We start from the raw sequence: 12,437 nt of genomic DNA, 5'->3' as shown, positions 1-12,437 counted from the left end.
AGAACAATGTTTTAAATATGCGGCCGGATGATCTACCCGGCCGCAAAAATACCAGAATTACTTAGCTTTCGCGGTAACGATAGCGTCGATAACGTGCTTAGGCGCCTCGGAGTAGTGCTTGAACTCCATGGTGTAGGTCGCACGACCTTGCGTTGCGGAACGCAGGGTGGTCGAGTAACCAAACATTTCCGACAGCGGTACTTCGGCTTTGATGATCTTGCCGCCGCCGCCTGGGATTTCGTCCATGCCCTGCACCATGCCACGACGGGACGACAGATCGCCCATCACGGTACCGGCGTAGTCTTCCGGGGTTTCCACTTCCACAGCCATCATTGGTTCCAGGATGACTGGGCTGGCGCGTTTGCACGCTTCCTTGAATGCCATCGAACCGGCCATGCGGAATGCATTTTCGTTCGAGTCAACATCGTGGTACGAACCGAAGGTCAGGGTGACTTTAACGTCCACCACTGGGTAGCCCGCCAGAACACCGTTGCTCAGGGTTTCGCGCACACCTTTTTCAACCGCAGGGATGAATTCGCGTGGAATCACACCGCCCTTGATCGCGTCGATGAACTCGAAGCCTTTGCCTTGTTCCTGTGGTTCCAGGGTCACCACTGCGTGACCGTACTGACCACGACCGCCCGACTGCTTAACGAACTTGCCTTCCACATCGGAGACCGATTTGCGGACGGTTTCGCGGTATGCAACCTGTGGTTTGCCCACGGTCGCTTCCACGCCGAATTCGCGCTTCATGCGGTCAACGATAATTTCCAGGTGCAGCTCGCCCATACCACCGATGATGGTCTGGCCCGACTCTTCGTCGGTTTTCACGCGGAACGACGGATCTTCCTGAGCCAGACGGTTCAGTGCCAGACCCATTTTTTCCTGGTCGGCCTTGGTCTTTGGTTCCACAGCCTGCTGAATCACCGGCTCTGGGAACACCATGCGTTCCAGGATGATGATCGACGATGGATCGCACAGGGTTTCGCCGGTGGTCACGTCTTTCAGACCCACCGCGGCGGCGATGTCGCCGGCGCGCACTTCTTTGATCTCTTCGCGCTGGTTGGCGTGCATCTGCAGAATACGGCCCAGACGCTCTTTACGACCTTTGACCGAGTTGTACACGGTGTCGCCCGAATTGATGGCGCCCGAGTACACGCGGAAGAAGGCCAGTTGGCCGACGAACGGGTCGGTCATGATCTTGAATGCCAGCGCCGAGAATTTCTCGTCGTCGGCTGCCTTGCGGGTGGTCGGTGCTTCGTCTTCGTCGGTACCTTTAACGTCGGCGATGTCGATCGGCGATGGCAGGTATTCGATGACGGCGTCCAACATGGCCTGTACGCCCTTGTTCTTGAAGGCGGTACCGCACAGCATAGGAACGATTTCGGAAGCGATGGTGCGATCGCGCAGCGCTTTCTTGATCTCGGCTTCGGTCAGGTCGCCTTCTTCCAGGTACTTGTTCATCAGGTCTTCGTTCGCTTCAGCAGCGGCTTCAACCATCTTCTCGCGCCACTCGGCGGCCGAATCGGCCAGCTCTGCAGGGATATCGACGTAGTCGAATTTCATGCCTTGCGAGGCGTCGTCCCACAGGATCGCCTTCATCTTGACCAGATCGATCACGCCTTTGAAGTTGTCTTCGGCGCCGATCGGGATCTGGATCAGGACTGGGTTGGCCTTCAGGCGTGCGCGCATTTGCTCGTACACTTTGAAGAAGTTCGCGCCGGTGCGGTCCATCTTGTTGACGAAGGCCAGACGTGGCACTTTGTACTTGTTGGCCTGACGCCATACGGTTTCCGACTGTGGCTGCACGCCGCCGACTGCGCAGTACACCATGCAAGCGCCATCCAGCACGCGCATCGAGCGTTCAACTTCAATGGTGAAGTCAACGTGGCCCGGGGTGTCGATGATGTTGATGTGGTGTTCTGGGAAGTTGTTAGCCATACCTTTCCAGAAGCAGGTCGTCGCTGCCGAGGTAATGGTAATACCGCGCTCTTGTTCCTGTTCCATCCAGTCCATGGTGGCGGCGCCATCGTGAACTTCACCGATCTTGTGATTCACGCCCGTGTAGAACAGAACGCGTTCGGTGGTGGTGGTCTTACCTGCATCGATGTGAGCGGAGATACCGATATTGCGGTAGCGCTCGATGGGGGTCTTGCGGGCCATAATTATTCCTAAATCTTTTAATGGACAAAACCGAGCGCCATTTTTGCTGACAAAAATGAGCCCGGCCTCGAACAACAGATAACAGCCAGCGCACGCAGGCGCCGGCCGATTTGATTAGAAGCGGAAGTGCGAGAACGCCTTGTTCGCTTCAGCCATGCGGTGAACTTCGTCACGCTTCTTCATAGCACCGCCACGACCTTCAGCGGCTTCCAGCAGTTCGCCGGCCAGACGCTGTGGCATGGATTTTTCGCTGCGCTTGTTGGCAGCTTCACGCAGCCAACGCATGGACAGAGCCATACGACGCACTGGGCGGACTTCAACCGGCACCTGGTAGTTTGCACCACCAACGCGACGGGATTTCACTTCAACCAGCGGCTTGGCGTTGTTGATCGCGGTAGCGAACACTTCCAATGGATCTTTGCCCGATTTCTGGGTGATGTGCTCGAATGCACCGTAGATGATGTTTTCTGCGACCGATTTTTTACCGGACAGCATCAGAACGTTCACGAACTTGGCGACATCGGTGTTGCCGAATTTTGGATCCGGCAGGATCTCGCGCTTGGGTACTTCACGACGACGTGGCATGTCAATTCCTTCCTATCTTCAGTTGAGTGCCTTGCGGACACTCGCGGCGGCCATCATAGCCAACCACTTACTCGGTCTCGCGACCGGCTCAACTCAAATTAAATTAAATTACTTCTTAGCCTGTTTAGCACGCTTCGCGCCGTACTTCGAGCGAGCTTGCTTACGGTCTTTAACGCCCTGGGTATCCAGTGCACCGCGAACCATGTGGTAACGCACACCCGGCAAGTCTTTTACACGACCGCCGCGCAGCAGTACAACGCTGTGCTCTTGCAGGTTGTGGCCTTCACCGCCGATGTACGAGATTACCTCGAAACCGTTGGTCAGACGCACTTTGGCAACTTTACGCAGTGCCGAGTTAGGCTTCTTAGGAGTGGTGGTGTACACACGGGTGCACACGCCACGTTTTTGCGGGCTGTTTTCCAGCGCCGGCGATTTGCTTTTCACGACCAATTTGGTGCGTGGCTGGCGAATCAGTTGATTGATGGTTGGCATCGTTCTAAACCCAACTAAATAACAACATTAACAACCCGGACAGAGTGCCGGGGACAAAAAACCTTCTCTCATTCACAGCGACACCGGAGGCGCAAGCAGCCACTCGCTTGGAGCGGCCTGTTTCGGCGTATACGATGTGCAGAATAAATTGAGAACTCGCGAGTATAGACGTGATGACCAGTTCAGTCAATCAATTTCGCGGCAGAATGCGGCTTGCAGGGCCGCAGTGACGGGGGCCGTGCATTCCCTTAAAAGTTTCAGCATGGCGGGGAATCACTGGATAATAGCACCAATCACTATTTTGCTAGCCTCCATGAAATCCCTGCTGCGCCCCGCCCCACTGTTCGTGCTTGTCAGCTATGTGCTGTTGTCCCTGGTGCCGTGCGTGCCGCTATTGCTTGGAAGGCAAGTGCCGGAGCTCGGCCATGTGCTGGCGGTGACGGCGCTGACCTGGCTGGCCGTGTGGAGCGTGTTCGGCCGGCCGGCGTGGTTTCACTGGCTGCTGCTGCCGGCCTTCCTGGCGCTGCCGACCGAGCTATATCTGTTCCTCTATTATGGTCAGGGCATTTCCACCCACCACCTGGGCATCATTGCCGAGACCAGCCCCAAGGAGGCGATGGAGTTCCTCGGCCGCAAAGTCTGGCTGATGGCGGCGCTGCTGCTGGGCGTGGTGGCGTGGTGGATCGGCGTGCAGATCGCCGCCCGGCGCAGCCCGGCGCTGACCTGGCGCGGCAAGGCGCGCTGGGCCACGGTCGCGGTGCTCGCCGTGCTGGCCGCGCTGTGGGCCTATGGCCAGCAATTCGGCGTGCGCGCCAAGCCGGCGGTGGTGGCGGTGGCAAAGGCCAGCCGCCCGGCGCCCGCATCGTCGCCATCCGTGCCGGCCGATGCCGACGCCGCCTCGGACAGCGACGAATCGATCCCGGAAGCCGAATCGGTGGAAGCCAGCAATCCCGACCACGCCGCCATCGCCGGCGCCGGCCGTACCGACTGGCAGCTCGGCGCCCTGCCCTGGCGCATCCGTTCGCCGCTGAGCTTTGGCGAGCTGGCCTCATCCTGGCCGTTCGGGCTGACCGCGCGCGGCATCGACTTCTACAAGGAGCGCAAGTATCTGGCCGAGCTGGGCCAGCGCAGCAGCAGCTTCACCTTCAAGGCGCACCAGCAGGAACCGACCGACACGCCGGAAATCGTCATCATGGTGATCGGCGAATCGTCGCGCTACGACCGCTGGGGTATCAACGGCTACCAGCGCGACACCACGCCGCTGCTCAAGCAGGAAACCAACCTGGTCACGCTGCCCGATGTCATCACCTCGGTGTCGGCGACGCGACTGTCGGTGCCGGTCATCATCTCGCGCAAGCCGGCCACGCAGGCGCTCAAGGATGGCTTCTACGAAAAATCCTTCCTCACCGCGTACAAGGAAGCCGGCTTCAAAACCTTCTGGCTGTCGAACCAGATCTCCTTCGGCCAGTTCGACACGCCGGTGTCGGTGTTTGCGAAGGAAGCCAACGTGATCCAGTTCATGAACCTGGGCGGCTTCACCAACAACTCCAACTTCGACCAGATCCTGCTCGAACCGCTGCAGCACGCGATCGCCGACCCGGCGCAGAAAAAACTGATCGTGCTGCACACGCTGGGCAACCACTGGAACTACAGCCAGCGCCACCCCAAGGAATTCGACAAGTGGCAACCTTCGCTGTTCGGCGTCGACAAGCCGGTGTACACGGACCTGAAGATCAAGCCGCAGCTGAACAACAGCTACGACAACTCCATCCTGTACACCGACTGGTTCCTGTCGCAGGTGATCAAGCAGCTCAAGGACACGCAGCAGCTGACCTCCATGGTCTACGTGGCCGACCACGGCCAGACGCTGTACGACGGCAGCTGCACGCTGGCCTTCCACGGCCACAACACGCAGCATGAATTCCACGTCCCTGCCATGGTCTGGTACTCGGATGAATACAAGGAGCGCCATCCGGACAAGGTCAAGCAGCTGCTGCGCCACCGTAAGGCGCGACTGGCCACCGAGAACATGTTCCACACGCTGCTCGACCTGGGCGACATCCGCTACGCCGATCAAAAGCTGGAGTGGAGCTTCCTCAGCAAGCAGTTCAAGCAGCACAAGCGCTACGTCGACAGCTACGGCTGGGCCAACTACGACAACGCCAGCTTCAAGGGCGACTGCCGCGAAGTGGTGGACAAGGGCAAGCCAATCAAACAGGAGAAGTAATGGGCATACGCATCGCGGCGGCACAGGCGGCATCGGTGGCGGGCGACATCGCCGTCAATATTGAAACCCACCTGCGCTTCATCGCCGTCGCGCATGCCGAGGGCGTGCAGCTACTGCTATTCCCGGAGCTATCGCTGTGCGGCTATGAGTTGCCGCTCCTGCGCGCATGCGCGATGTCAGCGGACGATGAACGGCTGGCGCCACTACGCGCAGCGGCGATGGCCGCCAACATGACGGTGATGGTGGGCGCGCCCGTGATCGACGACGGCGCAGCGCTGCCGTGCATCGCCAGCATCAGCTTTGCGGCGGACGGCGGCATCAGCATCTACCGCAAGCAGCACCTGCACGGCGCCGAGAACGACTACGCACTGCCCGGTCAAGCAGGCGCCTGCGTGCGCGTGCTGCACGGCCGGCGTTACGCGGAAGCCATCTGCGCCGACACCACGCACGCCGAACACGCCAGCGCCGCAGCACAAGCCGGCGCCTCGCTCTACATCGCCGGCGTGCTGATCTCCGCAGGCGGCTACGACAACGACTCCAACCTGCTGCGCGGCTACGCGGAACAACACAACATGGGCGTGCTGATGGCGAATCACGCCGCTCCATCGGGCGGCTACGCAACGGCAGGCAAGAGCGCCTTCTGGGCGCCCGGCGGCGCGCTGCTGGCGCAGGCGCCGGGACCAGGCGACTACTTGGTCATCGCCGAAGACAGCGATGGCTGGAAGGGCCACGTCATGCCCGTCGCGGCAGCGTGAGGCAACGTTAGCCCAGCAAGTTGCGCAGCGCGCCTTCAAGCCTTGGATAAGTAAACTCGAAGCGCTCATGCTGCAGCCGGGCCGGTGTTACGCGCTGGCCTTCCAGCAGCAAGTCCGATTGCTCGCCAAGTGCCAGCCGCATGGGCCAACCCGGCGTCGGCAGGCCATACGGGCGATGCAGCACCGTTGCCGCCACTCGGCTGAATTGCGCTTGCGAGATCGTCTCGGGCGCGGTGAAGTTGTAGCTGCCCGCGCCACCGTTGCGGCACAGGTGGGCGATGCCGCCGATCAGATCATCCACATGAATCCACGACAGCCACTGCTTGCCGCCGCCCAGCGGGCCGCCCAAGCCCAGCTTAATCGGAAGCAGCATCATCGGCAGCGCGCCTTGCGTGCCAAGCACCAGGCCAAAGCGCGTGCACGCAACGCGCACGCCATGCTTTTCAGCGGCGCGGGCGGCCTCCTCCCACTCGCGACACAGGTCCGACATGAACATCGGCTGCGGGCCGGCCTGCTCGGTCAACTCCGTGGCGTCGCCTTGCTGCTGAATGCCGTAGTAGCCGATTGCCGAGGCCGACAACAACATGGCCGGCTTATGTTCGGCAGCGGCGATCCAATCGACCAGCTTGCGCGTCAGGCCGATACGGCTTTGCCGCAAGACCGCGCGCCGGGCCGCGCTCCATCGCCAGCCGAGGATGCGCGCGCCAGCCAGATTGATCGCCACATCGATACGACGCGATGGCGGCAGCTCCGCCATGCTGGCGACGCACTCGACGCGGCCATCGAACAACCACGCCGCCTGCTTCACCTGCCTGGTCAGCACAGTGACGCGATGACCGTCCCGCAGCAACGCCCGCACCAGACGCTGGCCGATAAAGCCGGTGCCACCGGTGACAAGAAAGCTGCGTTCACCTTCGGCAAAGCGCACTTGTGGACGTGCCGCGTCCCGCTGCGCCGTGCGGCCGATGGCGCGCGCCGCCCACGCATCGCGCAAGCCAGACAAGCCGACACCAACACCGCTCAACGCCAGGAAAATACTCAGGCCACCCTGCGGCTGCCACACCAGGGCGGTCGGCAAGGCAAACAAGGACGGCGTGTCCAGCGCCAGCAGCGCGACGAAGGCGCCGCCATTCATCGCCAGCACCGTATGGGTAACGCGCTCAGTTGCGGGCAGCAGGCGCGTGCGGTCTTCCACGACGAAATCCCACAACGTCAGAACCACCTCGATCGTGAAGACCACCAACAGCGCCAGTGCCCACCAGCCCTGGAACGACCACGCCGACAGGCCGATAAACAAGACACTGTAGATCAGCGCCCGCACCGCATGGATCGACAGCTCGCGCCGCGCGGTGGGCCGCCCGGGAAGCGCCTCGGTCAGCTCGTGGTGATACACCGTATCGAACGCGCCGAGGCAGCCCTGCACCGCCATCAGCTGCAAAGCGATCAAGTGGGTATTCATAATGCGAGTGCCTTTTTATTTCTGATCGCAAGATCCAGTTTGCATAGCCAGAGTAAAGGCGGCAACATCAGCGTCACTGCGGCCATGTCTATCCATACATTGATCCGGCAGTGTGCGCGCGCTGAAATCAGCATGTCCTGCGGCGCCCACACGATCAGGCCGAGCATCAGCATGAGCCAGGCGAAGGCGTTTCTCTGCTTGTCGCCGATGACGACCAGGCCCGCCATCCATATCGCCGCAGCCTGCACGGTCGGGCCGAGCAGCGATATCCACCATACGTGCAATGCACGTCCGGCCTGCGATGCTTCTCCGGCGAAGAAGAAGTCTTCGATGCCGCGCCGGTAAGGGTCGGTAATTGCCATGCCTGCGACCAGTGGCAGCAGCACGCCCACCAGCAGATGCAGCGCCGTCACGACGTATAGCCAGCGGACCAGCAGTGTTCTCGTAGTCATGGTTTGCCCGCCATTTTGCAGACGCCATCGGCGCAGGCGGACAAGCGGTAGCGATTGCGCGCCAAGGTGCGGTACAGCGCCGCAAACAGTGGCCGCAAGATGCGCAACCTCAGGGGCGCGACCATCCAGCCACGGCCCACTGCCGAATATGCGGCCGCTACGGTATCGAGACCGGCCAGCATGCGGCCATCTGCGGTGCGGGCGTGGATCTCCGTGCTCAAGGCTTCCAGGCTCACGCCCGTGTCCTGCACCGCGAACTCCGGCGCGCGGATATCGGTGAAGGCCAGACGGCGGCCACGGTCCAGCGTTCGTAATCGCGACATCTGCGCGCGGCAGAGGCTGCAGTTTCCGTCGTAGTACAGCGTCAGGGCGGGCACGTTCATGTGGGCTACCTCCGTCTGTAATTTCTGTCAAACCAGAAATAATTGGTCAAATTTTTATTCGCTGCCGAGCAAGCGGGCGACTTTGCCGCCCATTTTCAGGAAGCGCTGCATGGTGGCGGGCGGGAGATGCTTGTAGTCGTCATAGGTGGTGCCCAGCATTTCCAGGAACGCCAGCACCTGCTCCATCTTGACCTTGGTGGCGTGCTCCAATTGCGGGTCGCTTTCCGCCTCCACGGCGCAGGCGCGCAAGACCGTCAACGTCGGATCGATCTCGCGCTTCTTGCGCTCCTCAACGATGACGCGGAAAATTTCCCACACGTCCTGCAGGGCGAGGAAATGGTCGCGACGGTCGCCGGCCACATGGCTGATGCGCACCAGCCCCCAGCTTTGCAGCTCCTTCAGGCTATTGCTGACATTGGAGCGCGCCACATTCAGCGTCTCGGCGATTTCCTCGGCGTGCAGAGGCTGGTTTGCCAGGAACAGCAAGGCATGAATCTGCGCCACGGTGCGATTAACACCCCAGCGCGCCCCCATCTCGCCCCAGTGGAGGATGTATTTCTGAACGGTCGGCGTGAGATCCATGAATTTCTCTAATTTCTGTCAATGCAGAAATCATGGACCGTCTTTTCGTTGCAGTCAACACTAAGATAAACGAACTCAATTGAGCGAAATCAGGGTGCGGTCCGCAGGATGGGCCAAGTAGTCGCTGAGCCAGGCGTGGATGCGGTCGGCTTTGGTGGTGATGGCGAGGGCGAAGCCGCGTTCGGTCAGGAGGGTGATGCCGTTGGTGTGTTGGAGCAGGCCGGGCGTGAGTTGCCATTGCCCGCCGGTGCGGCGCACGCACCACGGCTCCAGGCAGTCCGACAGCAGCGACGCCAGCACCAGATGGTGCGAGGCCACCGCCACCCGCCCTTGCTGCGCCAGCGTGTGCAGCACCGCCGCTGCCGCCGATACCGATTCCAGGTAATTCGTGCCACGGAAAATCTCGTCGATGATGAAGATGGCCGGCCGCTGCGCCGACAGCGCCAGCAACTCCTGCCCGCGCCGCAGCTCGGCCATGTAGAAGCTTTCGCCCGCCCCCAGCGCATCTTCGTTCTGCATGCTGGCATACACCGGCAGCAGCGGCGTCACCGCGCGCCTGGCGTAGCAAAAACCGAATGCCCGCGCCGTGACGAGGCTTAGCCCCACCGTACGCAGCAAGGTGCTCTTGCCGACGCCATTCTGGCCGGAGATGAACACGCCCTTGCGCGCCATGCGGAAGTCCAGCGCCGCCGCATCGGCCAGCAGCGGATGAACAACCTGCTCCAGCTCCACCGCATCGCCCTGCTCCGCCCAGCAATACACGTCGGCCTTCGCCAAGTGACGCGCCAACGCCAGGTCCGCATCCAGCATCGCCACGCGCTCGAAGCTGCCGCGCAGGAAGTCGATGTTCTCGCGCACCACGTCGCGGCTGCGGAAGTGGTGGCGCACATTGGCCAGCCATAACCAGTCGGCATACTCGCTCACGCCCGGCATGCGCGAGGCCAGCGAACGGCTGATGCGGCGATTGAGCTTGCCGGCTTGCGCGGCGTCGTCGGCAAAGCGCGGATCGATCTCGCCCAGCAGCGTATGTGCGCGCAGCATCAGCTGCATGCTGGCCAGAATACGCTCCCACGCCTGCACCGTCTCGTGATAGCGCGCCTGGATGCCGCACAGCGCCAGCCACGCGACCAGCGCCACGCCCCACAACGGCAGCCACCCCGCCATCAGCGCCACGCCGGCCGATGCCAGGAACACTACCGGCAACCACGCCAGCACCGGCAGCCAGCGCGGCGCGCGTGGCAGTTCAGGACCATACAAGGTTTCGCTGATTTCGCGGTCGGCCTGGCGCAGGTCCTTGGTGGCGGTTTGCAGCCGTTGGCGCGAGGCGTCATCCGCCATCAGGGTGCCCACGCGCGAAGCCGACACCGATGCATCGTCCTCCGCGTACAGCCGCCGGTGCAGCTCCTGCTGGCCGAAGATGCTGGTCTCGCGCGCCAGCTCGGCGCTGTACGCCGGCAGCAGCAGGTCGTCCCAGGTTTGTGCATCCATCACCTCCCCGGCGCCTGGCAGCATGCGGCGATACAGGTCAACGTCACTCGGCACAAAAGGGTAATCGGTCATCAGGTACTCGGGAAAAAGGAGCCAGGCACCCAAATGCGGTCACTTGCCAGATTATCAAGTGCTTGCCGGCGGCGCGATATCGTAGGAGATCCGACCCGCCGGCAGGAAGAACAGCGCGATCACCGCGCCGCCTTTCACCTCGGGATAGTGATGGCTGCCCGGCGCAGGCGCGGTCCAGCCGGCGCCGCACCAGCCGTTCGGTCCCGCCAGCATGGCGCCATCGTTCAGCGGTATCACCATATTGAATTCGCCGTAGGGGTGAGCGTGATAGTCGCCACGGAACACCTCTCCGGCATCGCGGCTGCAGCTGTCGATATACACGGCGGTGATGCTGAAGTAATGCGTCTCTGCGGACGGCGGACAGATACGGCTGCGGCGATAGCGCGTACCCTGAATCTCCACATTCGCCGCCCAGCCCTCCTCCAGCCCGGCCTTGATCAGCGCCGCCAACCCGTCGTACAGCGCGCTGCCCGGCCCACGTTGTTCATTGAGCCAGCGCTCGGCCTCCGTGCCGGCGGTGGTGTTCTTGATTTCATCCAGGAAGGCGATGCTCTGCCTGATCAGTTCTTCACGGTGGTTCATGGTCGTTCCTCGCAGCTTTCGATATTTTTATGGTGGCATGCGCAGAACGGCAGGGGAAGCGAAGGTTTTGCATGGTCGCCATGAATTCCGTGCATGTCCGGCTTGAACAATGGTCGCTTCCATGCCGCCCGGCGCCATGGCATGCTGTGCGATATCTTCCAACGCATGAGAGCCGCATGAACATCCAGCGCACCGACCTGAATCTGCTGCGCGTGTTCCTTTGCATTTACGAGGAACGCCACCTGCATCGCGCAGCGCAGCGCATGAACCTGAGCCAGTCCGCCATGAGCCACGCGCTGGCGCGCCTGCGCGAATCGGTGGGCGATGAACTGTTTGTGCGCAGCGCCGACGGCATGATGCCCACCGCCCGCGCCCTGGCCATGGCCGGCCCGCTGCGCGACGCGCTGCAGCAGATCGCCGGTGCGCTGAACAACGAGCCGTTCGTCGCCGCCACCGCGCGGCGCGAATTTGTGATCGCCGCCAGCGACTATGTCAGCCTGCTGCTGCTCGAACGGCTCAGCGCAAAGATGCAGGCGCTGGCGCCGCATGTGAACCTGGTCGTCCGCCCGGTCACGCGCATCGACCTCGCCGGACAGCTCGACCTCGGACGGATCGACCTGGCCATCGGCGTGTTCGCCGACATCCCGCCACGCCTCAACTCCATGCCGCTGTGGACCCAGAGCGATACTTTCGTTATGCGCGCCGGCCACCCGCTGGCCGGCGCCGCGCTGCGCATTGACGACGTGACGGCCTATCCGCTGGTGGCCGTCTCGCTCGGCGGCACGGAAGAAGGCGCGGTCGACGGCTTCCTGTCCGAGCGCGGGTTGGCGCGCGAGTCGGAAATGTTCGACCGCGCGGCGCTGCCGCCGACGGCGACCCTGCGCATCCTGCTGCCGCACGCCTTGGCGGTGCCGTCGCTGCTGCAATCGAGCGACATGCTGGCGATCCTGCCTTCATCGCTGGCGCAGTTGTTCGTGGCGCGGCACGGACTGGCCAGCGCTGCGCCGCCATACCCGGTACGCGAGCGGCAGATGCAAGCCGTCTGGCACACGCGCAACGACGACGATCCAGCCCAGGCCTGGCTGCGCGCGCTGCTGGCCTGAACCGGGCGGACAAAGGCGGACAGCCCGGACACACGGACGCTTGGCGGACAGCGGACGCGTAGGTTCAATCCCATATAAATCAACCATTTAGCGT

The 12,437-nt window shown here is 62.2% G+C and carries 12 protein-coding genes; 3 read left to right on the top strand and 9 right to left on the bottom strand.

Annotated features, from left to right (window positions below):
* Positions 1 to 57: 57 nt before the first annotated feature.
* From fusA to rpsL, 3 genes are all read right to left on the bottom strand, one after another.
* Positions 58 to 2,163, bottom strand: coding sequence for an elongation factor G (fusA, locus tag ACXZ1M_RS15535; RefSeq protein ID WP_459048593.1), 2,106 nt, complete (start codon positions 2,161 to 2,163; stop codon positions 58 to 60).
* Between the two features lie 114 nt (positions 2,164 to 2,277).
* Positions 2,278 to 2,748, bottom strand: a complete 471-nt coding sequence (gene rpsG / locus ACXZ1M_RS15530; RefSeq protein WP_161005000.1) for a 30S ribosomal protein S7 — start codon at positions 2,746 to 2,748, stop codon at positions 2,278 to 2,280.
* A 108-nt stretch (positions 2,749 to 2,856) separates the two neighbouring features.
* Complete coding sequence (rpsL, locus tag ACXZ1M_RS15525) at positions 2,857 to 3,240, bottom strand: 30S ribosomal protein S12 (RefSeq protein WP_092281397.1); 384 nt, start codon at positions 3,238 to 3,240, stop codon at positions 2,857 to 2,859.
* Between the two features lie 313 nt (positions 3,241 to 3,553).
* Here rpsL and ACXZ1M_RS15520 point away from each other — a divergent pair, with 313 nt between their 5' ends.
* Complete coding sequence (locus tag ACXZ1M_RS15520) at positions 3,554 to 5,467, top strand: phosphoethanolamine transferase (protein WP_459048592.1); 1,914 nt, start codon at positions 3,554 to 3,556, stop codon at positions 5,465 to 5,467.
* Positions 5,467 to 6,222: a carbon-nitrogen hydrolase family protein gene (locus tag ACXZ1M_RS15515; RefSeq protein ID WP_459048591.1), complete on the top strand. Its 756-nt coding sequence runs from the start codon at positions 5,467 to 5,469 to the stop codon at positions 6,220 to 6,222. The genes ACXZ1M_RS15520 and ACXZ1M_RS15515 overlap by 1 nt, the downstream gene beginning before the upstream one ends.
* 7 nt (positions 6,223 to 6,229) lie before the next feature.
* Here the strand turns inward: ACXZ1M_RS15515 and ACXZ1M_RS15510 are convergent, their stop codons facing one another.
* The 6 genes from ACXZ1M_RS15510 to ACXZ1M_RS15485 all read right to left on the bottom strand — a co-directional run bounded on the left by ACXZ1M_RS15510 (position 6,230) and on the right by ACXZ1M_RS15485 (position 11,240).
* The gene (locus tag ACXZ1M_RS15510) at positions 6,230 to 7,681 is read right to left on the bottom strand and encodes a TIGR01777 family oxidoreductase (RefSeq protein WP_459048590.1); all 1,452 of its coding nucleotides are present in this window, start codon (positions 7,679 to 7,681) and stop codon (positions 6,230 to 6,232) included.
* Positions 7,678 to 8,133: a cell division protein gene (locus ACXZ1M_RS15505; RefSeq protein WP_459048589.1), complete on the bottom strand. Its 456-nt coding sequence runs from the start codon at positions 8,131 to 8,133 to the stop codon at positions 7,678 to 7,680. The genes ACXZ1M_RS15510 and ACXZ1M_RS15505 overlap by 4 nt, the downstream gene beginning before the upstream one ends.
* Positions 8,130 to 8,516 (bottom strand): thiol-disulfide oxidoreductase DCC family protein, encoded by a 387-nt coding sequence (locus ACXZ1M_RS15500; protein ID WP_459048588.1) that lies wholly within the window; start codon positions 8,514 to 8,516, stop codon positions 8,130 to 8,132. The genes ACXZ1M_RS15505 and ACXZ1M_RS15500 overlap by 4 nt, the downstream gene beginning before the upstream one ends.
* Before the next feature lie 54 nt (positions 8,517 to 8,570).
* Complete coding sequence (locus ACXZ1M_RS15495; protein ID WP_459048587.1) at positions 8,571 to 9,098, bottom strand: GbsR/MarR family transcriptional regulator; 528 nt, start codon at positions 9,096 to 9,098, stop codon at positions 8,571 to 8,573.
* Positions 9,099 to 9,173: 75 nt separating this feature from the next.
* Complete coding sequence (locus ACXZ1M_RS15490; protein ID WP_459048586.1) at positions 9,174 to 10,658, bottom strand: MutS-related protein; 1,485 nt, start codon at positions 10,656 to 10,658, stop codon at positions 9,174 to 9,176.
* A gap of 54 nt (positions 10,659 to 10,712) precedes the next feature.
* Complete coding sequence (locus ACXZ1M_RS15485; RefSeq protein ID WP_459048585.1) at positions 10,713 to 11,240, bottom strand: 4-hydroxylaminobenzoate lyase; 528 nt, start codon at positions 11,238 to 11,240, stop codon at positions 10,713 to 10,715.
* A 176-nt stretch (positions 11,241 to 11,416) separates the two neighbouring features.
* Here ACXZ1M_RS15485 and ACXZ1M_RS15480 point away from each other — a divergent pair, with 176 nt between their 5' ends.
* Positions 11,417 to 12,343, top strand: coding sequence for a LysR family transcriptional regulator (locus ACXZ1M_RS15480; RefSeq protein ID WP_459048584.1), 927 nt, complete (start codon positions 11,417 to 11,419; stop codon positions 12,341 to 12,343).
* The last annotated feature ends 94 nt before the right edge of the window (positions 12,344 to 12,437 follow it).

It is taken from the genome of Duganella paludis (assembly GCF_054461335.1).
The sequence above is the reverse complement of the archived record's forward strand: the minus strand, read 5'-3'. Positions and strand labels throughout refer to the sequence as shown.